Raw genomic sequence first — 24,379 nt, 5'->3', positions numbered from 1 at the left:
AATTGTGGGGACGTAAAACCACGCCGCGGGAACAGGCCCGCATGGATTACATGATCGGCTTGATCAATGCTTTTGACGCCGCCCATGCGGCGTCGGCAACACTTAATCCGCATCGAGCAGCCCCAGCCGCTCATGCCAGTCCGCCAGCGATTCACGCGGGAATTCGGCGAACTGCTTATCCTTGCGGCCGGCCTTGACTTCCACCCACGGCGCTTTGTAGGCCAGCAGCAGGTGGGTATGCTCAGGCGGTATCGGTAGCGGCGTATCGATAGCCGAGGCGAACGGATGCACCAGCTCCGGCCATTCCGGGCTGAACAGCCACAAGGCGCTGCCGCAGCGCCGGCAAAAATGCCTTTGCGCAGTGCTGGTATGGACCCGGCGCTCGCCCTTGCGCTTGAGTTTGGCGTGGTAGACGCTGACGTCGTCGCTGCCGCTCACCTTGAGCGTGCTGGCGTCGCCGCCGATATTGATGGTGTAGCCGCCACCGCCCTGGGTCTTGCGGCAGATCGAGCAGTAGCAGCGCTGGTAAGGGTAGGGCGTGGCGCTGTCCAGGCTGAAGCGGACGGCGCCGCAATGGCAGGATCCTTTGAGTTTCATCGCTATCTCCTGATGGTGATGCTTCATCGACATGGCAGCAACATGAAGCAGCAGGATCGGCGCGCCATGCCCGGGTCTGGCCGGGTTTGCCAGGCCCCGGGCATTTCCGAAACTTACTTCATGGTCCAGTTAGTGACTTTGATTACATCCGCATCAGCATTCTTGAGATCGGTTTCGCCCAGGCCCAGCAGGGTGCTCCATTCTTTCACCCGGTTCTTGCCGTTAGGCGGCTGGTTGTACTGATTGGTGTCGACGATCTTGCTGCGTTGCGCGTAGAAGCTGGTCATGAACGTCTTTTCATCGGTGCTCTTACCCGAGCGCGACAGCACGCCTTCCAGTGAACCCGAATCGCCGCTGGCGCCCTGGTTCAAAGCGGTGTCGACAAACGAGCCGATCGTCAGCGCCGAAGTGAAGCCGCGCTGGCGCGCCTGCTGCAAGCTGTACTTGATATACACATTATAAAAAGTATGCCACATGGCTTCGCGCCATGCAGGGTTGTTTTGCAGCGCCTCGATCTTCTTGTAGAAATCCGCCTTGCTGTCGGTGATTTTCAAGATGGCGCCCTGCATGTTGCCATGCGCGCCGGCGCGCGCCAGACCGCCTGCGATGGAAGGATTGGCGGCGCCGCTGGCGGCGTCGAATTCCTTGAACAGCGCCGGACCGTCCGGCCCTTCATCGTTGGGGCCGCCGGTGGTGGCGCCGAAAATGCCGATAGTGTAGCCGCGGTCGTCATTGATGTTTTCGCAGTAGCCGTAGTACTTGGTCCAGTTGAGGGAGTCCTGTTCCGGCTTGTTGATCAGTTTCATGATGTTGTCCCACTGCTCGCCGTCGAGACCGGTATTGGTCTTCAGGAATAGCAGCGTGGCCGGCGAGAAGTTGGCATCGTGATCGTTGGCGGCCGCTTTGGCTTGCTGGCAGCTGGCGCCGCTCACCCACGGCTGTGCCGCCGTGCTGGCGCCGCTGCTGCCGGCCGGGTTGTTGCCTTGGGTCCAGTAGGCGGCGCTGTAATTGACGCCGCCGTAGCTGACCTTGTCGCCTGCGGTGTAGACCGCGCCGTCGACCCAGGCGCCGTCGCAGGGAGCGATCCTGGCCTCCAGCCTGGCTTGGCTGCCGGCCGCCAGGCCATGCGCCCCGGCATTCAGGGACAAGGCCAGCAGGCCGCAGGAAAGCAGCAGCGCTTTCGATAATTTCTTCATGGGTAAATTCTGCAAGATATTCTCCAAAATGAGTGATGTCGTGGTTGATTGATTTTCAAGTCAAGCATTGGTCGACTAAACCATCCCCGAGCAGGTAAGCCTGCATGTTTTTATTGCGCCAGCCGGACCACGCTGGATGCTGCGTTGGCGCTGTTGCCGTATTGATTGATGACATGCGTGATCTCGCCGACGCCGCCACCCAATGAGACCGTGGTCATGTTATGGAACATGGCGCCGTTCAGGCCGGAGGCTGGCGCTTCGATGGCGCTCGAGACCTTGACGCTGCTGTTGCTGCTGAAGTAGCAGTAGATGCCCAGTCCCCATGCCTGATGGCTGGTGACTGTATCGGCCACCTTGTAGGAGGTGTAGCCGTTCTTGCTGCCGTTCATCCAGCTACTCTGGTTCGGCACATCGTAGGGCAATTCGCTCTGGTAGAAATAGACGCGGCCGCCGTTGCCGTTCCAGAGCGTCTGGTATTGCTGGAAGTGCTCGACGAACAAACCGTAGATGGTGACGTTGGCGCCGTTCACGATGAGGCCGTTGGCGGCGGTGTTGCTGTTCCAGCCGACGCCGTAGGTATGGTCGGCGCGCCAGATCCAGAAATCGTCGCCGATGACGTCGCTGCTGTTGATCTTGAGGGCCACCGCGGCCTTGCCCACGGCTGCGCCGCCGATCCGGAAGAACAGGTCGTGCAGGGAAGTCGGATTGGCGGCATGGCTGGCACTGCTTCCGGCAGGGCCGACTTCGAGCAAGACCGGCGAGCTGACCGGACCGGCATCGAACAGGATGCCGGCGATCTTGACGCCGTCGACATCGGCCACCGACATCGCCGCCACGCCATTATCCGGCAGCAGCGTCGCCAGGCCGAGGCCCAGCACCACGGTGTTGGAGCGCGTGATGCGCAGGGTGTCGTTGAGGTGATACACGCCCGGCGTCAGAATCAGATTCTTGCCCTGGCTCAGGGCTGCGTTGATGCTGGCCGCGGTATCGCTGCTTTCCTTGGCGATATAGAAACTACCGATGGCGAGCGACTGCCCGGCTGCGGCGCCGTTAGTCCAGCTGGCGCCGTGGCCGTTGCTGGCCAGCGCCGGCACGAAGACGTTATAGTTGCCCGCGGTGTCGATGGTGAGGAAGGGTTTTTCGCGCACCAGCGGCGTGCTGCCCAGCACGGTGTCCGGAGGATTCGGCCAGACCACGCCGCCGGGCGCGCCGTCAACCCCTGCGAACACCATGTTCCAGTTGGCGCCGCTCCAGCTGCCGATTTGCGAATTGCGGGTAAACCATTGCTGCTGGCCACCCGACTGGACCTGGCCGTCGACTTTGGAATCGGCCAGGAAGCCGCCGCTGGACCAGCCGCCGTCATCCAGCGCCAGGTTGCCCTTGATGTGCATGCGGCGCAACGGCGAGCCTTGCGATACCGCCCAGCGATCCAGGCCGCCGCTCGGGCTGACGGCGATGTTCTCGGCGCCACGCCAGAAATTCTGGGTGGCGTTGCCATTGTCCCAGTCGGCTTCGGCGTGCACCGCGCCTGTGATATTGACGTCGTCAGGTGAATTGCCCAGCCCCAGCACCTGAGTGTAGAAGCCGACATTGACGTCAACGTTATAAGCGCCGGGCTTGAACAGCAAGGCATAGCGGGCGTTGCCGAACTGATTGCTTTCCTGCTGACTGAAGATGGTGTTGAGCCGGCCCTGGATGGTGGCGGCCGGCATGCCGGGATCGAAGACCAGGACATTGGGGCCGAAGTCAGGCGCGGCGCTGCCGACCGCAAGCCAATTGAAATTGCCGACCGCGCCGCTGCTGCCGGCGCTATCCATGTACAGCTGGATCACGTGCTGGCCGGCCGTCAAGTTGATGCTTGAGGAAAGCGTTTGCCAATTCTGCCAGCCTTGGGTATCCGGGATCGTCAGCTGCGAAGTTGCCGCCACTCCGTCCACGTTGACATGGAATTTCCCGCCCTGGCCCAGGCTGGCGACGCGCACCTGCAACGGATAGCTGCCGGCCGCCGCGACGTTGACGCTGTAGTTGAGCCATTCGCCTGCGGTAGTCCAGCCGATGTCGTAACCAGCGCCGCTGTCGCTGGAAGCTTCGATGCCGATGCCTTCGGCGCCGCGGTACTGGCCGCCCTGGTTGCTGTTGGCAGCGTTGTAGTAGCCGACATTTTGTCCGCCGTTATCGAAGTTCTCGGCTTCGATGGTTCCCGGCAGCGCCCATGGCGTGCCGCCGTAAGGAGCGCCGATAGCGGCGGCAGCCGCGCTTTTTGCGCTGCTGCCGGCCGCGGTGCTGCCGCCGTCGCCGCAAGCGCTGAGGATACAGGCGCTGAGGATGCCGGCGCCGGCAAGGGCCAGCGTGAAGTTCTTGAATAAATATCCGAGAGCGTCAGTGTTCAACATATTCTCCAGTCGGTTAGATTGCGCGTGGCAGCGGGTTGCAGAACGCAACTCCGGCGGCCGCCATCATTTTGCGGGGCTGCCGCCGTGCGTCAGGGTTTCCAGGATCACGTCGTGCAAATCGTCCGGGCTGGCTTGCGGCCGCACATCATTGACCAGGTGCTTCAAGGTCTGCGGCAAGGCTACGCCGAGCCGGTTGTGATAGGCGTTGTAGGCGCGTTCCATGGTACCTTTCAGCACCGGGATATAGCTGCCGTCGCACAGCCCGGGGAAACCGGCGGGAACCGGAACGCTATCGGTTTGCGAAGTATTGCGCACCCCTTGCAGCATGCGTGCGTGGTACTCCAGCGTTGTCGTCAGGCGCGCCTGCATCGGCGTGTACAGATCGCTGCCTTGGATATACGCGGTCTCGGCGCCATTGAAGGTCGCCGCCATGCCAAGCTGAACGTGCTGGGTGTCGCGGCAGGTCTCTTGCGAGACGCCGCTGGTGGCTGCGTTGAAGACGGTCTGTCCGTTCCAGTTGCTCGGGCTGCCGCTGAATTTCACCGGGCTTCCGCCATCCTGCGCGTAATTGTAGAAATAGGCCGGTACCCATTTTTTCCACAAGGCGGTGGCCGAGGCGAACAGCGCCTTGTCTTCGGTGAAGACGGCGATGCCGAGCATACCGTCGATCATGCTCAGTTCCCAGTTGCCGTTCTTGCCGGCGCCCTGGTTGTTGTTGATATAGGGCAGGTACTGTGACGTCAGCATTTTTTGAAACGCCGCGACATCGGCCGCTGCCCAGCCGCTATAGGTGTAACGGATGATTTCCGCTGCCGCCGGCCATTTTTCGGCACTCCATGCCGATTGCAGCGGCGCGTTGGAGCCGGTATGGCCGCCGCTCAGGTTGCGCGCATAGGTATTCATGATGGCGATGGCGTTCTTGGCATAGGTGGCGTTGCCGGAGATGAACCACAGCAGGGCCTGGGTGTAGGCGGCCGCAGCATCGCTGTCTTCGGTCGAACAGCCGTGATCCGGCACCGAGCCGGAGCCGCATTCGATCACGTGGCTGGCCGGTGGTCCTTGCACCCGGTAGCTGAGCGAGCCTTGCGCCGTGTTTTTCGCCGCTTCATAAGCCGAGGAAAAAGGTTCGGCGCCGGCATTGACCTGGTTCTTGATGTAGTTCAGGCGGGCGAGGTCGACCAGCACGCCGGGATGTTTGAAGGTAGCCGCACTGGCGGCGTTTTCCTGCGCTGCGGCCCAGCTGCAGCCGCTCAGGGCTAGCGCATTGGCGAGGGAAAAGGCTGCACTGATGGCGAGATATTTGACGGCAGTGGTTTCCAAGATGGCTCCAGTCGAAAGTAGGCTTCTAGTTTCAGAGAAGCGCTGCGGGGAACAGCGCGCAAACAGGACTTGCCATTCCCGGCTGGCTGCCGGGAATGGACACGCTGATGGAATCGATGAATGCGTTGCTTAGAAACCGAGCGCAGAGAGGAACTTGTTGGTGTAGCCCAGGGTTCCAGCCTTGCCGTAGTTGTTACAGGTATCGGAGGAGTTGTTGTCCGATTTCGCCGGAGCACAATCGCGGTCGCGCGAGAACGACCAGAAATGCACGCCGCCCAGTTTTTTCGAAAGGGCATAGCTGGAGACGGTGGCGGCATCGGCCAGGGTGAAGGTTTCGGCGATGCTGTCGTTGCCGCCGATCATAGGGGTCACCTCGATCTGGCTGTAGGGCACTTTCCAATGATTGTGCAAGCTCTCGGCGGCGCTGATGGTCGATTGCCCCATATCGCATTTGCCGCTGCTGTTGAGCGTGCACAGGGCGGAATTTTCTTGCCCGGAATTGGCGAAATCCATGGTCATCAGGTTCACGGTGTAATTTTTCAAGCCGTAATTCTGGATCGCTGTCATCACCTTCACACCCATGTCGCCCAGACTCTGGCTTTCATTGCCGCCGTCTGTCGCCAGCGTAAAGCTGTAGCGCAAGTTCGGATAAGCCGCCTGTGCCGCCGCCACCCGCGCGACCAGATTGTTGATGTCGCTCTGGGTCTGGGTGTTTTCTATATCGAAGTCGATGCCGAGCAGGTTTGCGCTGTAGTAGGTCTTGATGAATTTCGTGAAATTGGCGTCCGAGGTGCAGGTGAAATTGGCGCCGGCGCCGCCGGTCGAGACGATGTACTTCTTGCCGGCGCTGACGAAGCTGGCCACGTTGGCCTTGGCAAACGCCGCGGCCGACACGCCATTCCAGTTTTCGCTGCCGCAGCTGCCGGTGGCAAACGCCCAGGTCACCGCTGTCAGTTTGGCCGGCATCGCTTTGAGCAAGGTTTGCGAGCTGCCGGTAACCGCCGTATTGAGCTGGTCGCCGCCGGTGTCGCCGGAGTAAAAGTACGGACTGTAGATGAGCCCGGTCGACGGTGGCGGCGTCGATGAGCCGCTGCAAGTAGTCGGTTGCCAGTACCAGGTGCTGATGGTGGGATCGGTGCCGTCACTGCCGTTAGTGCCCGCGTTCACCTCTTTGTAGAAGGCGCCGTTGGCCGGATATTGGACGATGGCGCCGATCGCATAGTTGACGCCGGCGGTCCAGGTGCTGTACTGGCAGCTGGCTGCCGGCGTGGCGTTCGGGGCAGCTTGCGTGTTGGCCGCACTGGCTCCTGCGACACCTTGCAAGCTGGCGCCATGCGCCGCCAGGGCGGTATATGAAAGACAGCTTGCCAAGCTTTTTATCATCTTCAGTTTCAGTTTCAATTTCTTCTCCTGGGTAGGGTGAAGCGGCTGGTGCAGCGCGGTGCGCTGCCTGGAGCCGCAATGTGAAATCGTGATCAAAAACTGCCGCAAGCAACCGTGCCTGAGGTGGGCCGGGTGTCCGCGAGGTGTTCGCGAAGTTTCGGGTTAGCGCCGAGATGCCGTTGCAATGAGATCGCAGAAGCCGGATACGAGACTGCGAAATTTCCATGTGGAAACGTCTTGTTGATGGACTTTAGGGACCCGAAAAGTGGTTGTCAACCTGTATCAAAGTGGTATTAGCATATAAAAATATTGCTCTTATCCGGGTTTTTCAAATGCGCTCATAAACCTTTGTTTGGATTGGTTTTTATTTAAGTCATCGGACCTGTTGTTTTCGCAAGTGGCCTTGCTGCTATTTTTTCGGAATCAGGAGGAAATGGCCAAATATAAGGAGGTGACTGGATGAAATACGCGGGTGGTTCTCGCTAAGTCTCTTTAAAGATTAGTGATTAATTGCTTTTTTAATTAGTGATCGCACGACATGCCGACGGATTTTGACTGGCAATCAGACTGCAGGTGAGCGAAAAAGAAGGGATGCAGACTTTCCGTATTACCGCGCTGCGCACGGAATTTGATATTGTCTTGCTAATAAATTTATGACAATATTGGCCCGGCTTTTTTTTGCCAAGCGCAAACCATGCGTTTGAGGCGTGTCATTGATCTTAATTGGCAATCCTGGCAATCCTGGCATTTCTGCCTTCTCCCCGGCGCGGCCCTGCACCGAAATAATTTGTGGTGTAAGCGATGCAAACGGCAATACGTTATTCTTAACTATTTCCACAAGGCAATTGTGTGCCGAATTTAAGGAGATGCCTCCCGGTTCAGGGCGGCCGCAAGCTGCCTTGCGGCCGCCTTAGCATTGAAGGCTTTCCTGCAAAGGGCCATCGCGGCGTCGATATATGTGTAAGAAACGAAAGGAAATAGATGATTAACTTGGATACCCTGGAAACATTAGTCGCAGCATCGCTGGTCTTGCTGTTGGGACGCAAGCTGGTATCTTCGTCCTCGCTGCTAAGAACCTATAGCATTCCCGAACCGGTGGTGGGCGGCTTGCTGGTGGCCTTGCTGCTGTTCGGCTTGCGCAGTTTTTCCAGTGTCCAGGTGCAATTCGACAATACCTTGCAAGGACCGCTGATGCTGGCTTTCTTCGCCACCATCGGCTTGAACGCCAATCTCGCCAGCCTGAAAGCCGGCGGCCGCACCTTGGCCTTGTTCCTCGGTGTGGTGGTGGGCTTGCTGGTCCTGCAGGACGCGATCGGCATCGGCATGGCCAAGTTGATGGGGCTCGACCCGCTGATCGGCTTGCTGGGCGCGTCGGTTACCTTGTCGGGCGGCCACGGCACCGGCGCAGCCTGGGGCAAGGTGTTTTCCGAGCGTCATGGCCTGGTCGCGGCGACTGAGATCGCGATCGCTTGCGCCACTTTCGGCCTGGTGCTGGGTGGCCTGATCGGCGGTCCGGTGGCCGGTTTCCTGGTCAAGCGCGTCAAATTGCCGAGCGTGCAGAAGGCGCCTGCCGACCATACGCCGCTGAGCTTCGAGCAACCCAAGGCGGAGCAGCTGATTACGCCGCAAGCCTTCATCGAAGCGCTGGCCCTGATTGCCGTCAGCCTGTCGGCCGGCACCCTGATCGCCAACCAGCTGAATGGCACGGCGTTTGAGCTGCCGACCTTTGTCTGTGTCCTGTTTGTCGGCGTGGTATTGAGCAACGGCTTGTCGCTGCTGATCGGCTACAAGATTTTCGAGCGCGCCATCCTGGTGCTGGGCAATGTCAGCCTGTCGCTGTTCCTGGCGATGGCGTTGATGAGCCTGCGTTTGTGGGACCTGGCATCGCTGGCCTTGCCGGTGCTGCTGATCCTGGCGGTGCAGGCGGTGGCGATGGCGGCTTATGCGGTATTCGTGACCTTCCGCGTCATGGGCAAGAACTACGATGCGGCAGTACTGGCAGCCGGCCATTGCGGTTTCGGCCTGGGTGCGACACCGACCGCGATCGCCAACATGCAGGCAGTGACCGACCGCTTCGGTCCGTCCCCGCTGGCATTCCTGGTGGTGCCGATGGTGAGTGCGTTCTTCATCGATATCGCCAACGCGATTGTGATCAAGCTGTTTCTGGCTTTGCCGATTTATAACTAACCCATCTCGCAGCGGGGCGCCGGCATTGCCGGTCGCCCCGCCTGACTGTCTTCGTTTTGCCTTGCTTCTGCATCCTTGTTTGTTATTTTTGACGAGAGAAATCTTTTCAAAAATTGCCGTGAAGATATATCATTCGGGGGCCGTCCAGATACGCTACAGGACCTCGCAAAAAAACTTCCAGGCAATCCCAAACCAAGGAGAATTCATGTCTACCCACATCGCCACCGTCGCATGGGAACGGGGCGCCGCCGCCTTTGTCGATAACCGCTACAGCCGCGCCCATCAGTGGCGTTTCGACGGCGGCGCAGTGGTGCCGGCCTCCAGTTCGCCGCATGTGGTCAGGGTGCCCTTGTCGGATCCGGCCAATGTCGATCCCGAGGAGGCCTATGTCGCCGCGCTGTCCAGTTGCCACATGCTGTGGTTCCTGGATATCGCCAGAAGCGCCGGCTATCTGGTCGAACGCTATGTCGACCAAGCCCAGGGCCATATGCAGCGAGGCGCCGACGGCAAGAGCTGGGTGGCGCTGGTGGAACTGCTGCCGGTCGTGACTTTCGCCGGCGCCAAGGTGCCGGACGATGCGGCGCTGGAGCAGCTGCACCACAAGGCGCATGAAGAGTGCTTCCTGGCTCGCTCGGTCAAGAGCGAGATCACGATCAAGGGCAGCTGGAGCCATCAGGCCGGATAAGAGACGTCAAAAAAAGAGGATTGCCATGCTGTTGCTGAAACCGAATTGCGAATGCTGCGACCGCGACCTGCCGCCTGAATCGGCGGACGCGCGCATCTGCACCTATGAATGCACGTTCTGTGCGGCCTGCGCCGAGCAACTGCTCAAAGGCGTATGCCCGAATTGCGGCGGCAATTTCGCCGCCCGTCCGATCCGGCCGCCGGCCATGCTGGCGCGCCATCCCGCCTCGAGCGAGAGATATTTGCGCGAGCAGCCCTGCCAAAGTCCATCCTGAAGCATTAGACCCGGAGGAGAGTAAAATACCGGCGGCAGAGAACTTGCCGCCGGCGCCGAGGCCCGGGCGGCTTTGTTGTCAGACTGCCATAACAAGATGGTTTAGATTGGAAAAACAATGGCAAAGAAGAATGAAGAGCTGGATCCGGAAACGCTGGCTCTGATCAACTGGTGTATCGAAGTAGAAGGCTTCCTGGTGGCCGGCGGCGCAACGCTGGAGCAGGCACAGGAACATATCGAAGAACAGGTGGAATGGTTTACCGACCAGTTTTATGACGGCTTGACACCGGAGCAGGCTGCCAAAGAAGCGTTGGCCGATTGAACCTCGCGGCCAAGCCGGCGGCGCGGAGCTGTGCGGTATGAGCCAGCACCAGATAGGGCGCGGTATCGGTCTTTCGGTCGGCGCCGCGATGCTGTTCGCCTTGCTGTCTGGTTATGCCAAGCTGCTGGCGCCGCTCGATGGCCTGGATATCTTTGCCTGGCGCGTGGTGTGGACGCTGCCCGGCGCGCTGGCGCTGCTGTTCTTGCGGCGGCGCTGGCCGCAGGCGCGCGAGCTGCTGCAGCGTTTGCGGCGCGAACCGCTGACTTGCCTGATGCTGCTGATCGTGGCGTCCCTGCTCGGCGTGCAACTCTGGATTTTCCTGTGGGCGCCGCTGCATGGGCGCGCGCTGGAAGTATCGCTCGGCTATTTCCTGCTGCCCTTGAGCATGGTGCTGGTCGGCCGCTTCTATTATCACGAACGGCTCGATGTCTTCCAATGGCTGGCGGTGGCCTGCGCCTTGGTGGGCGTGCTGCATGAGCTGTGGATGACGCGCAGCTTTGCCTGGCCGACCCTGGTGGTGGCGCTCGGCTATCCCCCTTACTTTATCCTGCGGCGCAAGATCAATGCCGATCCGGTGGCGGGCTTCGTCCTCGAAATCGCCTTGCTGCTGCCGTTTGCCGCCGCCATGCTGTATGCGCGCGATTCCTTGGCGCTGGTTGCGCAGCAGTCCGGCCTGTGGCTGTTGCTGCTGCCCGGCCTCGGTTTGCTCAGCACGGTGGCGCTGGGCCTTTACCTGGGCGCCAGCCGGCTGCTGCCGATGGCCTTGTTCGGCATCCTCGGCTATGTCGAGCCGGTGCTGCTGGTCGGTGTCGCGCTGGTGTTCCTGGGCGAAGCTTTAGCGCCGGGCCAGTTGCTGACGTATATCCCGATCTGGTGCGCGGTAGCGCTTACAGCCGTGCACAGCGTGCGCCTGTTGCAGAAGGAAAGGGCGCTGCGGCGCACCTGAATTGGAGCGCTAGCGCAGCACCTTATCCGGCACGGTTGGCGGCATGGCGCTGCGCCAGCGCGTTCAAGGCGGCCAGCGCCTCGCCGGCGCGTGCGGCCGGCACGAAGATGTGATCGTGAAAACAGGCGGCCAGCACATTGGCGCTGATGCCGGCTTTGGTCAGTTCAGCCGCCACCGCGGCGGTCAGGCCGACGGCCGCCAGGCTGGAATGGACATTCAGGGTAATCATGGCGAACACCCCTTCGTAGGCCAGGCCGGCACGCTCGGCTGCCTGCTGCGGCAGGACCAGCGTCAAGCCTTCCTGTTCCTGGAACGAGGCGACCGGCGCCAGCTCGGCATGCATGCCGTAGCGGCCATCGGCGATGCAGCAGAAGACGAATTGGCCGTCGCTGGCGCACGGGCTCATGGAGCCGAGCAGGATGTCGAGATCGGTGATGGCGCTCATGGTCGGGGAGGATAGCGTTGGCGAGCCGCTATCATACCTGACAGCCTGGCGACGGAAGTCATCGTGCTGTCATAAGACTGCTATATGTTGACGTCAAGAATTGCTGCTTCTCCCTGACGGATAGACAATGTACAAAAACAACAAGCGATTAATCATTCTCGATGCAGACGGCACCACCATCGACGCCTACAGCGCCATCGACAAGACTTTTTCCCGCCACGGCATGGAGCTTGGCGATGAAGAACGATTCCAGAAGCGGCGCCGCCTGTTCAAATACCTGGGCGGCCTGAAAGAGTTTCCCTCCAACCTGAAAAAGCAGATCGGCAAGCAGAACCGCAAGCAGCTGATCGCGACCCTGACCGAGGTTTACCGGGAAGAAGCCCGGCTCTATCCCGGCATCGCGGAACTGGTGCACAGCCTGATCGCCGCGCCCGATATCGTGGTCGGCCTGGTGACACGCAACATGACCAACGATCCGGAGCAGACGCTGCGGCTGCTGTTCCGGCGCCATGATATCGATCTCGACAGCTTTGATTTTTTCGCCCATGTGCCGCTGCATATGGAAAAAATGCAGGAATTCCGCTCGATCCGAGAGCGCATGGACATCAATCCGGCGCGCGCCTACATCTGCGGCGACGAGCACAAGGATTACCTGGCGGCGATCGGCTCCGGCATGCATCCCTTCATGGTGTCCTATGGTTTTGAGAGCCACAAGCGCCTGATCAAGAAATTCAGCGTGCCGGAAGAGATCATTTCCCGTACGCCGGAAGAGTTTTGCGGGCGGGTGTCGCATGCAATGGGACTGGAAGCGCCGCCAGCCGCCAAGATTCCGGCGACCTGAGGACGCCACTCCCTGTTAGAATTTATCTTCCAAGAGATAGAACGCGGGGACCCATGTACACACTCTATGGCTTCAAGGGCTGCGGCTCGGCCGTGGTGGAAATCGCCCTGGAGCTGACCGCACAGTCTTACCGCCTGGTCGAAGCCGCTTCCTGGGAACCCGGCTCAGCAGTCGACCAGCTGCAGCAGTGCAACCCGCTCAAACAGATTCCTACCTTGCAGTTGGCGGATGGCAGCGTGCTGACCGAAAGCGCGGCGATCCTGTTGCATCTCGGACTCAGCCATCCGGCCAGCCGACTATTACCCGATGACGAGGCGCAGCGCGCCCAGGCTATCCGCGGCCTGGTGTTTATCGCGGCTAACTGCTATGCCGCTATCGGTGTGATCGATTATCCGGAGCGCTGGTGCGTGAATGCCGATGAAGCGGTCAAGGAACAGATACGGCAAGGGGCGCGCGAGCGCCTGTACAACTACTGGGAAATTTTTGCCGATACTTATGTGGCTAGCCCGTTCCTGGGCGGCGCCGAGCCCGGCGCACTCGATCTGCTGGCGGCCGTGGTGTCCAAATGGTCAGGCGCGCGCACGCATCTGGCTACGGCCAGGCCGGCTTTCCTGGTGCTGATCGAAAGCATAGAAACCCATCCCAGGGTAGCGCCGGTGTGGCAGCGCCACTGGCCTGGCTGAACTACAACACCCCAGCCGTCGCCACAGACGACGGCTTCACACAAAAATGGAGAACCATCGTGCAGTCAAACAGCGAGCTGTCTGAAGACCAGTTGATGAAAAAAGTGGCGTGGCGTCTGATGCCATTGCTGATCGTGATGTTCCTGGTGTCGTTCATCGACCGCCAGAACGTCGGCTTCGCCAAGCTGGACATGGTGCATGCCTTGCACATGAGCGAGGCGGCCTATGGCCTGGGCGCTTCCCTGTTTTTCATCGGCTACCTGCTGTTTGAAATCCCCAGCACGCTGGCCCTGCACAAATACGGCGCCCGGGTCTGGCTGGCGCGCATCATGTTCACCTGGGGCGCGGTGACGATACTGCTGGGCTTCACCAGTTCGCTGCCGATGTTCTACATACTGCGCTTCATGCTGGGGGTGGCCGAAGCGGGCTTCTATCCTGGCGTGATTTACTACATCACCTTGTGGTTCCCGCAGATATACCGGACCCGCGTGCTGGGCGTGTTTACGCTGGGGAGCGCGCTGGCCAACATGCTGGGGGCGCTGGTCGGCGGCTTGCTGCTGAACCTGAACGGCACGCTGGGACTGGAAGGCTGGCAATGGGTGTTTATCGCCACCGGCCTGCCGGCGGTGCTGCTGACGCTGGTGGTGATGCTGTACCTGCCGGGTTCCATCGATGAAGCCAAGTTCTTGTCGGCGGCGCAGAAAGCCAAGCTGAACGACATGATGCTGCGCGATGCGCCGCCCAACGCCACCCACGGCAATCCGTTGGCGGCCTTGTGGGACCTGCGCGTGCTGATGTTTGCCGCCACCTACATGCTGATGTCGACCTCGCTGTACGGCGTCACCTACTGGCTGCCGACGCTGGTCAAGGGCTTTGGCGTCAGCTCCACCATTAACGGCCTGCTCAACATGATCCCGTGGGGTTTGGCAGTGTTGCTGTTGCTGTGGTTGCCGGGGAAATTGCGGCATGACCGCGTGGTGTATAAGGCGATCGCCGTGATCGGCTTGCTGGGGCTGGTGTGCTTCGCCTCCAGCGCGCTGCTGGATTCCAATGTGCTGCGCTTTGGCGCGCTGGTAGTCGGCGGCGCTTGCATCACCTTGCTGTATCCCTGCTTCTGGTCCTTGCCGCCCAAATTCTTCCAGGGCGCGCGGGCAGCGGCCAGCATCGCCGCCATCAATTCGATCGGCAACCTGGGCGGCTTCTTCGGCCAGAACCTGATGCCCTATGTCGGCAAGCTTACCCACAGCAATGTGACGCCGATGCTGGTGCCGGCGGCTTGCCTGGCGGTGTTGGGCGTGGGCGGGCTGGCGGCGGTGAACTGGCAGCGCAAGCGCGACCTGGCACATGAAGAAGGCTTGCAGCGCGCGGTGGCGGTGCAGGAAGACGGCAGCGAAGATCCGGGTGCCGGCATCGACCTGATGCTCGACGCCCATCCTGACCATATGCACATGCCGCAGCAAAAATAAGGCGCCCGCCTGTCAATGGAAGTCGCGGCTGCTGGTGTCCAGTTTGCCCAGCAGCGGCGACAGGTCGACTAGCCGTTTCGCCACCAGGTGGCTGACGCCGTCATGGCTTTGCCAGACGCCGTACACGCCCATCAGGTTCGCTCGGTGCAATTCCTTGCGCTGGCGCTCGACCAGGTCCGGCCAGACGATCACGTTGACGGTGCCGGTCTCGTCTTCCAGGGTGACGAACACCACGCCCTTGGCCGTGCCGGGGCGCTGGCGCACCGTGACGATGCCGCAGCCGCGCGCCAGCTGGCCGTCGGCAAAGGTATTCAACACATCGGCGGGCAGGAAGCGCCTGGCGCTCAGGTTTTCTCGCAGCAGCGCCAGCGGATGGCGGCCCAGGGTCAAGCCCAGCGTGTGGTAGTCGTGCAGGATATTTTCTGCCTCGCCCGGCGGTGCCAGCAGCAAGTCTTCCTCGTTGATCTGGGCTGGCTTGAGCAGGCCTTTTTCGGGCGCGCTGACCAGCGCTTGCCACAAGGCCTGGCGACGGTTGCCGGAGAGCGGCGCCAGCGAGCCGGCGGCGGCCAGCGCCTGCAGCTGGTCGCGCCTGAGGCCAGCGCGTAAAGCCATATCCTGGAGGTCGCTGAAGGGGCGCACTGCGCGCGCCGCTTCGATTGCTTCGATGTGATCAAAACTCAGGCCGCGCACCAGGCTGAATCCCAGCCTGACTGCCAGCCGTGCCGATCCGGCAACGGGCTCCAGCGCGGCTTCCCAGTTGCTGCGGTTGATATCCACCGGCAGCACCTCGACGCCATGCCGGCGCGCGTCCTGCACCAGCTGTGAAGGGGAATAAAATCCCATCGGCTGGCTGTTCAGCAGCGCCGCCAGGAAGGCTTCCGGTTCGTGGCATTTGAGCCAGGAGCTGGCGTAGGCCAGCAAGGCGAAACTGGCGGCGTGGCTTTCCGGGAAACCGTATTCGCCGAAGCCCTGGATCTGCTTGAAAATGGCTTCGGCGAAATCTTTTTTATAATCTTTTGCGACCATGCCGTCGATCAGCTTGCGCTCGAATTTTTCCAGCCCGCCTTTGCGCTTCCAGGCCGCCATTGAACGGCGCAGATCGTCCGCTTCCCCCTGGGTGAAGCCGGCGGCGATGACGGCAATCTGCATCACTTGCTCCTGGAAAATCGGTATGCCGAGCGTGCGCTTCAAGGCTACTTTTAATTCCGGGCTGGGGTAGTCGATCTCTTCCGCTTTCTTTTTCCGGTTTTTCAGATAGGGATGCACCATGCCGCCCTGGATCGGCCCGGGCCGGACGATGGCGACCTGGATCACCAGGTCATAGAATTCCTTTGGCTTGAGGCGCGGCAGCATGCTCATTTGTGCCCGGCTTTCGATCTGGAACACGCCTATCGTGTCGGCCTTGCGAATCATTTCGTAGGTGGCGGGATCTTCACGCGGAATATCCTGCATTTCAAAGGACGCGCCGCGCTGGTGCGAGACCATCGCCAGCGCCCGCTGCAGCATCGACAGCATGCCCAGCGCCAGCACATCGACCTTGAGGATGCGCAGCGCATCGAGGTCGTCCTTATCCCATTGCACCACGCTGCGGTTCGGCATCGCCGCGTTCTCGATAGGCACCAGCCGCGACAGTTTGCCGCGCGAGATCACGAAGCCGCCCGGATGCTGCGACAAGTGGCGCGGAAAACCCATCAGGGTATGCGACAGCTCGGCCCAGTGTTCGGCGATCGGCGTATCGGGATCTATGCCCAGTGCGCTGAAGTTCTTTTGCAGCTGCTGCTTGTCGTCCCACCAGCGCTGCGACTTGGCGACCTGGTCGACCAGGCCCGGATCGACCCCGAGCGCCTTGCCGACATCGCGCAGCACGCTGCGCGGCCGGTAACTGATCACCACAGCGGTCAGGGCGGCGCGACGGCGGCCGTATTTTTCATAGATGTACTGGATCACATCTTCGCGCCGCTGATGCTCGAAATCGACGTCGATGTCGGGCGGTTCGTCGCGCTCCTTGCTGATGAAGCGGCCGAACAGCAAGGTGCTGCGGGAGGGATCGACCTCGGTGATGCCGAGGCAGTAGCATACCGCTGAATTCGCCGCCGAGCCGCGGCCCTGGCACAGGATATCCTTGCTGCGGGCGAACTGGACAATGTCATACACCGTCAGGAAATAGGATTCGTAATTCAACGCATGGATGATCTCCAGCTCGTCTTCCAGCTGGTTCTGCACCGCCGCCGGAATGGCATCGGCGTAGCGCCGCCGCGCGCCGAGGTAGGTCTGCTGGCGCAGGTAGCTGGCGGCGCTGTGACCGGCGGGGACCACTTCATCCGGGTATTCATAGCGCAGCTCATCCAGCGAGAAGCTGCACTTGCTGGCGATTTCGACGCTGGCCGCCAGCGCCGCCGCCGGATACAGGTTAGCCAGCCGCAGCCGCGCGCGCAGGTGCTGCTCGGCGTTGGGCGCGAACGCATAGCCGCAGGCGGCAACCGGCTTGCCGATGCGGATCGCCGTCATCGTATCCTGCAGCGGCTTGCGTGAACGCCGGTGCATGCAGACATCGCCGGTGGCTACTACCGGCAAGCCTTGCACCTGCGCCACCTGCTCGACGACAGCGCGTTGCCGTTCGTCGCCAGCCTGGTGCAGCAAGGTCAGGCCGAGCCAGCAGCGATCCGGAAAATTGGCGCGCAGCCAGGCCGCCTGCGGCATCAGCGTAGCGCTGTCTATGCCATGCGCGGGCAGCAGGATCAGCAGGCAGTCGGGCAGCTGGCGCAGGTGAGCGTGCTCGGCGTTGGGGGTGTCCAGGTCCTGCGGCGTCAGCAGATAATGGCCTTTGCCGGCGCGGCTGCGTGCCAGCGTGATGAGTTCCGACAGGTTGCCGTAGCCTTCGCGGTTCTGGGCCAGCGCAATCAAGGAAAAGGCCGGGCTGCCGTCGGTGGCATGTAGCTGGAACTGACTGCCGATCAGCAGCTGCAAGCCATGTGCTTTGGCTGCCACATGAGCGCGCACCACGCCGGCTAGCGAACATTCATCGGTCAGCGCCAGCGCCCGGTAATCGAGCTGGGCGGCGCGTTCCACCAACTCCTCGGGATGCGAGGCGCCGCGCAGGAAGCTGAAATTGGACACGCATTGCAGCTCGGCGTATTCCGGTAGCGAGCCCGGCAGAATGAGGGTGGGCGAGCCGCTGATTTCATCCATGGTTTTGCATCCCCGTCATCAGGCGAACAAGCCATGCAGGAACCAGTAAATGTCATCGCCGCTGCGCTGCCGGTAGATCCAGTAGCAAGCAGCGTCGTCGCCTTCCGCGATGAAATAATCGCGCACTGCGGCAACGCCATCCCACCAGCTGCATTCGATGCGTTCAGGACCGGCTAGCAGCCGCAAAGGCGAGCTGTAGAAGGGCCGGTGATTGCGTACCGCCAAGGCTAGTGGCGCCTGCAGCAACCAGAATGGACGCGCAGGCGAGAGTGCGCGCCTGTTTTCCTGCGGCGTTCGGAGGCCTTGGGCGGCCGCGGCTTGCCAGGCATTCGCGATTTCCGGACGGTAATCGGCCTGGGCTGCGGGCTGCAACACATTCTCGCTGCCCAGTCGTGCGCTTAGCAGTTCCAGCAAGCGTGCGTAGGCGCCTGGCGTGCCGCCCGGTTCGGGAAACAGCGAAGCGGTCGGCGGCAGCATGGGGACTACCTGCATGGCTTGCAGGCGCAAGGCGATCACCGGCGCCTCAAGCTGCAGGCGGCCCAGCCGTTCTTTCAGCAGGCGCAGCAGATGTTCTTCATGCCAGGCGGCTTCGGCCAGGGAAATTTCCAGCGGCGTCGGCGCAATCGCCTGGCGGCCGCGTTCGTGTTCCAGCGACAGCCGGAAGCAGGAGACCGCCAGCTGCTGCGCCACCAGCCAGCCCGTCATCTGCAAGATCAGGCGGCGCGCGGCAAACAGCACTGCCTCGGCATGTTCAATGCGGTCCGGCAGCTCCAGCCATGCTGAAAAAGTCTGCGGCGGCTGCACCCAGTCGAAGATTTCCGGCGCCGTGCCGTAGGCGCGGTCCAGGCTGGCCAGCAGTTGCTGGTCGCTGCGCCGCTGCAAGCCGGCGCGCGGCAGCTTGCGCAGATCGGCCAGGGTCTGGCAGCCGATGCCGATCAGCCATTCCTGGTAGGGGCGGGCCGCCGGCAAGATCACGAACGGCAGCGCATCCAGCCGGCGCTGCATGCTGGCCATGCCGAGGCTGCGCCGTTGCCGTGGCAAGGGAGGGCGGCGATGGCGGCGCCGGTAGCGCGCCAGCAGCCATGCGCCCTGGGCAGTCGGCGCCATGCTGAGCTGGAGGCTGAAGCCGAGCGCCTGGACGCTGTCGCGGATGCGGCGGCATAGCGCCAGGCGGCCGCCGAAAGCGCTCAGGCTGGCACTGACATCAAGCAGCAGCGAGTCTTCTTCGGCATGCGCGACTTCCGGCGTGTATTGCAGCAAGGTCAGCGCGATATCGTCGCGCGCGCCTTGCTCACGCCCTGCATCGCGTTCGCACAGCAGGGTTTCCGGCGCCAGCGCCAGCACGCCGCCGCGGCGCATGCCCGGCCGCACGCCGGCGGCGGCCGCACTGGCGCTCATGGCCAGCACCTGCTCATGTTCCAGCACCGCGAACATGCAGGGCTTAGACCAGCGCGGACGCAAGGTTTCCAGCGCCAATAGCGGGAGATGTATGCCGATCCAGAGTGCCATGGAGAGGTGTTGCCGAAGGAGTTGTCAGAATGGGCGCAACCGCATCGGTTGCGGGAACGATGGCCGGCAGCGGCAGGTAGAAAGCATGTTCATGCTGAGGCCCTTTGCGCTTGAGCAGCTGGATCTCGACGCCGTTGCGCGCAGGCTGCAAGGACAGGCGCAGAGGCGAGGGCGACGATTCGTGGGCGGCGCTGAGCGGCCGGATCATCCACAGCAGGGTGTCGCTGGCTTGCGCCGCCAGATGCAGCCGCCGCAAGGCTTCGCCACGGACATGCGATTGCCACATCAGCAGCGCACCGCAACTGCCGTTGCGCAAAACCTGTTCCGCCGACCACAGCGCATCGACGCTGCGCCCGGTCTTGATCCACAGCAATTTCTCGCTCGCCAGTCCGGCGTTCTCCCAGGCTGCCAGCTGCGGCAAATGCGGCGGCTGCAACAGCACGATCCGCCGCTGCTGGGCAATCTGCAGCAAAGCCGGCTGCAGCAGCCGCATCTCGCCGCAGCCGCTCTGATGCAGCAGCAGTTCGATCAGCGCCGAGTGCGGCCAGCCGCCATTCGGCAATTCCCGATCCAGCGCCGCATAGCCAGTAGTCGTGACCGCCCCCTGATAAACCCCCATCTGATCCGCCCGCCACAAGGCATGCGGCAAGGTCGAAACAACCGACTGGACCGCAGCGGCGAGGCTGGATGAGGCGCTGGCAGGGAGAGGCATGACGAAATGGAATTAGGTCCAAGCTTATGAGAGTAAATATTATACTGTATGTATATACAGTATAAATTCAATCTGCTGTTAGTCAATCCAGATTGCTCTGCGTATTGATTGCTGAACGCTGGGGGCGCATTTTATCTACGTTTGGGTATAATTCATGATATCTTCTTTTTTACGGCCTTTGCGCTGGGTTGGATCAGCGAAAAAAGATTTGGGTGAGATGCCGGTAGAAGTTCAGGCTGCTTTTGGTTATGCGCTGCATTTGGCCCAAATCGGCAGTAAGCACGATCAGGCCAAGCCGTTGAAAGGCTTTGGCGGCGCAGGTGTCCTGGAAATAGTAGAAGACTGCCAGGGGGATACATATCGCGCCATATGCACAGTACGTTGTGTCGAGGAGCTTTACGTACTGCATTGTTTTCAGAAAAAGTCCGTTAGCGGTAGCGCCACACCCAAGCCGGATATGGATTTGATTCGAACGCGATTGAAAACTGTAATTGCAATGCAAAGGAGCAGAGAGTGAATCAGAAAGTTACTTTTAATGGCATCGATATTGAAATCGGCAGCGACAATCCCTATGCCGACCTGGGCTTCCCTGATGCCGAAGAGATGCTCGTCAAGGCCAAGCTGGCTCATGAAATCGCACAAATCATCAAGAGCCGGCACTTGACTCAGCAGAGAGCCGCCGAACTGTTGGGAATGCCCCAACCCAAGCTCTCGGAAATGCTGCGAGGAAAATTCAGAGGCATCAGCCAGGCCAAGATGGTGGAGTGCTTGAACCGTCTAGGCCGTGACGTCGACATCGTGGTGAAGAAAACCGGCCGGAACGCAATCGGCCACACTCAGGTAGTGGTGGCCTGACGCAAGCGCCCATCCTGGGCCGGGCGAAAATAGCCCGCCACCCAATGTGCAAACCACCCCAACCCCGAACACAGCAGAAAATAAATCAAGCCAATGAACATGAATATCTCTGCCGGATAAATCATCACCCGGCTATTGACCTGCGCCGCCACGAATGACAACTCGCCGACCCCGACGATATACGCCAGCGAACTATCCTTGATCAAGGTCACCCACTGATTAACGAAAGACGGCAACATCATCTGCAAAGCCTGCGGCAGCACGATATGCTGCAACACCGCCACCCGCGTCATCCCCAGCGACAAGCCCGCACTCCACTGGCCAGCGCCGATGCCGCTGATCCCCGCATGCACCGAATGCGCCAGATAAGCGCCGCCGATCAGCGCCAAGGCGCACATCACCGACAACACCCCCGGCACATCCACATGAAACACAACCGGCAACAGAAAATAGGTCCAGAAAATCAGCATCGGCACCGGAATTGCCCGGAAAAATCCGATCACTGCCGTCAGCATGAAATTGAGAAGGCCGCGCGACATCGACAAGGCTATCCCCAGCAACAGTCCCAGCGCCGCCGACGCCAGCGCCGAGCCCAGGCTCAGCAACACCGTCAAGGCAGCGCCGCCCAGCGGCCCGTCTGGATAGGCGCCCCACAACAGATAAGGCAGGTTGTCCGTCAAGACGCTGAGTTGCATGCTCATCGCCTCGCGCTTCCAGTCATGGCCAAGCGCCGGCGCCGTTGCAGCAATTGCCCAAGCATTTCCAGCACGGCGATCACTGCGACATAAAACAAGGTCGCCACGCCGAAAGCCTGGAAAGTCTTGAAGGTCTGCGCCTCCACCTGGCGCGAAGTATAGGACAGCTCGGCCAGGCCTATGGCCATGGTGAGCGAGGTATTCTTGACGATGTTCATGTATTGCCCCAGCAGCGGCGGCAGAGCGATCCGCAGCGCTTGCGGCAGGACCACGTAACGCAGCACCTGCCAGCGCGTCAGGCCGAGTGCAGCGCCCGCCAGTTGCTGGGCTGCGGCGACGCCACGCATGCCGGCGCGGATTTCTTCGCTGACATAGGCGGCGGAATACAGGCTCAGGCCGACGATGGCGCACAGCAGCTCGAAGGATGGCCAACTTAGCGTCAGATAGCGGCCGAGTGCCAAGCTATGCACCGTATTCAGCCACTCTGTTGAATCTTCAGGCATTAGGCTGGAGATGCCGAAGTACCAGAAGAACAATTGCACCAGCAACGGTGTATTGCGGAACACAGCAAGAAAAACAGCGGCAGGTAGCGTCAGCCAGCGGCGTTCGCTGGAACGCGCAGCGGCGATCATGATGCCAAGCAAGGTGGAGAGCAGGGCGACTACGGCGGAAACGTGCAGCGTCATCCACAAGCCGTCCACCAGCCAGCCCAGGTATTTGGGGGCCAGCGCCTGCCCCAGCAGCGATTGAAACTCAGACATGTTTACTTTACAGCCAGGCACCGGCCCTTAACGGCCAGGAACAAAAAAACACTGGCGGTCGGCAAAGACCGCCAGTGCAAGACAGAGAGCAGGAGAAAATCGCAGCAGAAGGATCAGTTCTGGCTCACCTTGGTGTCGCCGATCTTGAACAAGCGCGGCAGCGGCGATTTGCTGTCAGGGCCGAACCATTTGTCGTAGATCTTGAGGGCGGTACCGTCTTTTTCAAATTCGCGCAAGGTATCGTTGAGCGTGTTCACCAGCCGGGTCTCGCCCTTGGGTACGCCGACGCCTTCGTATTCTTCGGAAATGGCGAACGCCGGGATTTCATATTTTTCCTTGTCCGGGATATTGGCCAGCAGCGCAATCAGCTTCGAGCCATCTTGAGTGATCGCCTGCACGTTGCCGTTGCGCAGGGCGGCCAGGGCAAACGGCGTGTCGTCGTACAGCACGACCTTGGCGGCCGGATATTTCTCGCGCAAGGTGGTTTCCATGGTGGTGCCTTTGTCGGTGCCGATGCGCAGTTCAGGAATCTGCGAAGCGCTCTTCAGTACGCCTTTCTTGCTCAGGAACTGCTGGCCGGAAGCGAAATAGGGGATGCTGAAGTCGATCACCTGGGCGCGCTCGGGATTGATGGTGAAGTTGGCGAACACCAGGTCGACTTTGCCTGAGGCCAGCAGAGGAATCCGGTTAGCCGGATTGGTCGGCACCAGCTCGACCTTGACGCCGAGTTTCTTGGCGACGGCGTTGGCGTAGTCGACATCCAGGCCGATGATTTTATTGGTCTTCTGGTCGACAAAACCGAACGGCGGATTGCCGTCGAAAGTGGCGACGCGCAGCACGCCGGCTTTCTTGATGTCGTCCAGCTTGTCGGCATGGGCCAGGCCCGACAGCAGCGTCAGGCTGGCGAATAAAATGGCAGTTGATTTCATATTGTTCTGGTCCCTGGTTGATGTTCCCGTTGATCTGGCAGCTATAAAAATAGTTCACCATGCAGGGCAGATTAACAAAACAAAATCGCTGCGTGAACGATCAAAGTCGCATTTGATTATTACAAGTTTGCGAGCGATGTCGGGGTGAGCGACAGGCATGAAGCGAAACATCGTTAGAATAAGGAAAATAATCACCCAGGAGCATGAAAATGGCAGTCAGCAAGAAAATCGCATTGGTCACCGGCGCCGGTTCAGGTATTGGCAAGCACATCGCTTTGGCTCTGCTGCGCAACGATTACAGTGTGGTATTGGCCGGGCGGCGCATTACGGCGTTGGAGGAGACGATGGCGGCCGCCGGGGCGCTGGCGGCACATGCCTTGCCGGTATCGGCCGATGTCAGCGATCCGGCATCGGTCAAGGCGCTGTTCGCCACGATCAGCGAACAGTTCGGCCGTCTCGACCTGTTGTTCAACAATGTCGGCATCTTCACCAAATCGGCCTCGCTGGAAGAGGTCGATTTCGCCCAGTGGAAGGCATCGGTCGACGTCAACCTGACTGGCGCTTTCCTGTGCACGCAGGAGGCGTTCAAAATCATGAAGGCGCAAACGCCAGGCGGCGGCCGCATCATCAACAACGGTTCGATTGCCGCGCACGTGCCACGGCCGAATTCGGTGGCCTACACCGCCACCAAGCATGCGATCACGGGTCTGACCAAGTCGGCTTCGCTGGACGGCCGCAAATACAATATCGCCTGCGGCCAGATCGATATCGGCAATGCCGCCACCGACATGACGGAGCGCATGGAGCAGGGTATCCTGCAAGCAAATGGCCAGGTGGCGGTGGAGCCGACCATGGCGGTCGAAAATGTCGCCAATGCCGTACTCTACATGGCGAGCCTGCCGCTGGATGCGAACGTTCAGTTCATGACGGTGATGGCGACCAACATGCCGTTTATCGGCCGCGGTTAAGCGCACACAGATTTTTCCTGAAGC

General features: G+C 60.8%; 23 protein-coding genes. 11 read left to right on the top strand and 12 right to left on the bottom strand.

From position 1 onward, the window contains the following. Positions 1 to 102: 102 nt before the first annotated feature. From CPter91_RS15650 to CPter91_RS15630, 5 genes are all read right to left on the bottom strand, one after another. Complete coding sequence (locus CPter91_RS15650) at positions 103 to 597, bottom strand: GFA family protein (protein ID WP_061941830.1); 495 nt, start codon at positions 595 to 597, stop codon at positions 103 to 105. 113 nt (positions 598 to 710) lie between these two features. Further along, on the bottom strand, positions 711 to 1,793 hold the full coding sequence (locus CPter91_RS15645) for a chitosanase (RefSeq protein ID WP_082792874.1): 1,083 nt from the start codon (positions 1,791 to 1,793) through the stop codon (positions 711 to 713). A 110-nt stretch (positions 1,794 to 1,903) separates the two neighbouring features. Continuing rightward, positions 1,904 to 4,186 (bottom strand): carbohydrate-binding protein, encoded by a 2,283-nt coding sequence (locus CPter91_RS15640; RefSeq protein ID WP_061941826.1) that lies wholly within the window; start codon positions 4,184 to 4,186, stop codon positions 1,904 to 1,906. A 63-nt stretch (positions 4,187 to 4,249) separates the two neighbouring features. After that, positions 4,250 to 5,506, bottom strand: coding sequence for an alginate lyase family protein (locus CPter91_RS15635; RefSeq protein WP_061941824.1), 1,257 nt, complete (start codon positions 5,504 to 5,506; stop codon positions 4,250 to 4,252). A gap of 129 nt (positions 5,507 to 5,635) precedes the next feature. Continuing rightward, the gene (locus CPter91_RS15630; RefSeq protein ID WP_236905828.1) at positions 5,636 to 6,907 is read right to left on the bottom strand and encodes a glycosyl hydrolase family 18 protein; all 1,272 of its coding nucleotides are present in this window, start codon (positions 6,905 to 6,907) and stop codon (positions 5,636 to 5,638) included. 963 nt (positions 6,908 to 7,870) lie between these two features. Between CPter91_RS15630 and gltS the strand changes: the two genes are divergently transcribed. From gltS to rarD, 5 genes are all read left to right on the top strand, one after another. Beyond that, positions 7,871 to 9,076 (top strand): sodium/glutamate symporter, encoded by a 1,206-nt coding sequence (gene gltS, locus CPter91_RS15625; RefSeq protein ID WP_061941822.1) that lies wholly within the window; start codon positions 7,871 to 7,873, stop codon positions 9,074 to 9,076. 205 nt (positions 9,077 to 9,281) lie between these two features. Further along, the gene (locus CPter91_RS15620; protein ID WP_061941820.1) at positions 9,282 to 9,761 is read left to right on the top strand and encodes an OsmC family protein; all 480 of its coding nucleotides are present in this window, start codon (positions 9,282 to 9,284) and stop codon (positions 9,759 to 9,761) included. Between the two features lie 25 nt (positions 9,762 to 9,786). After that, on the top strand, positions 9,787 to 10,035 hold the full coding sequence (locus tag CPter91_RS15615; protein WP_061941818.1) for a DUF1272 domain-containing protein: 249 nt from the start codon (positions 9,787 to 9,789) through the stop codon (positions 10,033 to 10,035). A gap of 117 nt (positions 10,036 to 10,152) precedes the next feature. Continuing rightward, positions 10,153 to 10,356 carry a hypothetical protein gene (locus CPter91_RS15610; RefSeq protein ID WP_061941816.1) on the top strand — a complete coding sequence of 68 codons (204 nt, stop codon included), beginning with the start codon at positions 10,153 to 10,155 and terminating at the stop codon, positions 10,354 to 10,356. Between the two features lie 37 nt (positions 10,357 to 10,393). Next, positions 10,394 to 11,302, top strand: a complete 909-nt coding sequence (gene rarD, locus CPter91_RS15605) for an EamA family transporter RarD (RefSeq protein ID WP_061941815.1) — start codon at positions 10,394 to 10,396, stop codon at positions 11,300 to 11,302. Positions 11,303 to 11,324: 22 nt separating this feature from the next. Here rarD and CPter91_RS15600 read toward each other — a convergent pair whose 3' ends face one another. Next, positions 11,325 to 11,747 (bottom strand): ACT domain-containing protein, encoded by a 423-nt coding sequence (locus CPter91_RS15600; protein ID WP_061941813.1) that lies wholly within the window; start codon positions 11,745 to 11,747, stop codon positions 11,325 to 11,327. Between the two features lie 127 nt (positions 11,748 to 11,874). Between CPter91_RS15600 and CPter91_RS15595 the strand changes: the two genes are divergently transcribed. From CPter91_RS15595 to CPter91_RS15585, 3 genes are all read left to right on the top strand, one after another. Continuing rightward, on the top strand, positions 11,875 to 12,588 hold the full coding sequence (locus CPter91_RS15595; RefSeq protein ID WP_061941811.1) for an HAD family hydrolase: 714 nt from the start codon (positions 11,875 to 11,877) through the stop codon (positions 12,586 to 12,588). A gap of 53 nt (positions 12,589 to 12,641) precedes the next feature. Beyond that, positions 12,642 to 13,271 carry a glutathione S-transferase family protein gene (locus CPter91_RS15590; protein WP_061941809.1) on the top strand — a complete coding sequence of 210 codons (630 nt, stop codon included), beginning with the start codon at positions 12,642 to 12,644 and terminating at the stop codon, positions 13,269 to 13,271. A gap of 95 nt (positions 13,272 to 13,366) precedes the next feature. Next, entirely contained in the window at positions 13,367 to 14,737 is a 1,371-nt protein-coding gene (locus CPter91_RS15585) for an MFS transporter (RefSeq protein ID WP_061946305.1), read from the top strand. A 12-nt stretch (positions 14,738 to 14,749) separates the two neighbouring features. On the opposite strand, the gene CPter91_RS15580 is transcribed toward CPter91_RS15585, so the two are convergent. From CPter91_RS15580 to imuA, 3 genes are read right to left on the bottom strand one after another with little or no spacing between them, the layout of a single operon-like run. Then, the gene (locus CPter91_RS15580; RefSeq protein WP_061941808.1) at positions 14,750 to 17,926 is read right to left on the bottom strand and encodes an error-prone DNA polymerase; all 3,177 of its coding nucleotides are present in this window, start codon (positions 17,924 to 17,926) and stop codon (positions 14,750 to 14,752) included. Positions 17,927 to 17,944: 18 nt separating this feature from the next. Continuing rightward, entirely contained in the window at positions 17,945 to 19,435 is a 1,491-nt protein-coding gene (locus CPter91_RS15575) for a Y-family DNA polymerase (RefSeq protein WP_061941806.1), read from the bottom strand. Continuing rightward, the gene (gene imuA, locus CPter91_RS15570; RefSeq protein ID WP_061941805.1) at positions 19,368 to 20,147 is read right to left on the bottom strand and encodes a translesion DNA synthesis-associated protein ImuA; all 780 of its coding nucleotides are present in this window, start codon (positions 20,145 to 20,147) and stop codon (positions 19,368 to 19,370) included. The genes CPter91_RS15575 and imuA overlap by 68 nt, the downstream gene beginning before the upstream one ends. A 154-nt stretch (positions 20,148 to 20,301) precedes the next feature. Between imuA and CPter91_RS25790 the strand changes: the two genes are divergently transcribed. Continuing rightward, positions 20,302 to 20,664 (top strand): type II toxin-antitoxin system RelE/ParE family toxin, encoded by a 363-nt coding sequence (locus CPter91_RS25790; RefSeq protein WP_082792872.1) that lies wholly within the window; start codon positions 20,302 to 20,304, stop codon positions 20,662 to 20,664. Then, positions 20,661 to 21,002 (top strand): helix-turn-helix domain-containing protein, encoded by a 342-nt coding sequence (locus CPter91_RS15560; protein ID WP_082792871.1) that lies wholly within the window; start codon positions 20,661 to 20,663, stop codon positions 21,000 to 21,002. Before CPter91_RS25790 ends, CPter91_RS15560 begins: the two co-directional genes overlap by 4 nt. Here CPter91_RS15560 and CPter91_RS15555 read toward each other — a convergent pair. The 3 genes from CPter91_RS15555 to CPter91_RS15545 form a co-directional block, all read right to left on the bottom strand. Then, positions 20,984 to 21,697, bottom strand: a complete 714-nt coding sequence (locus tag CPter91_RS15555; protein ID WP_061946303.1) for an amino acid ABC transporter permease — start codon at positions 21,695 to 21,697, stop codon at positions 20,984 to 20,986. The genes CPter91_RS15560 and CPter91_RS15555 overlap by 19 nt on opposite strands. Before the next feature lie 2 nt (positions 21,698 to 21,699). Continuing rightward, positions 21,700 to 22,458 carry an amino acid ABC transporter permease gene (locus CPter91_RS15550; protein ID WP_061941802.1) on the bottom strand — a complete coding sequence of 253 codons (759 nt, stop codon included), beginning with the start codon at positions 22,456 to 22,458 and terminating at the stop codon, positions 21,700 to 21,702. A gap of 113 nt (positions 22,459 to 22,571) precedes the next feature. Next, on the bottom strand, positions 22,572 to 23,387 hold the full coding sequence (locus CPter91_RS15545; protein ID WP_061941800.1) for an ABC transporter substrate-binding protein: 816 nt from the start codon (positions 23,385 to 23,387) through the stop codon (positions 22,572 to 22,574). Positions 23,388 to 23,596: 209 nt separating this feature from the next. On the opposite strand from CPter91_RS15545, the gene CPter91_RS15540 reads away from it, so the two are divergent. After that, positions 23,597 to 24,355, top strand: coding sequence for an SDR family oxidoreductase (locus tag CPter91_RS15540; RefSeq protein WP_061946300.1), 759 nt, complete (start codon positions 23,597 to 23,599; stop codon positions 24,353 to 24,355). The last annotated feature ends 24 nt before the right edge of the window (positions 24,356 to 24,379 follow it).

The organism is Collimonas pratensis, assembly GCF_001584185.1.
Classification (GTDB): Bacteria; Pseudomonadota; Gammaproteobacteria; order Burkholderiales; family Burkholderiaceae_D; genus Collimonas; species Collimonas pratensis.
The sequence above is the reverse complement of the archived record's forward strand: the minus strand, read 5'-3'. Positions and strand labels throughout refer to the sequence as shown.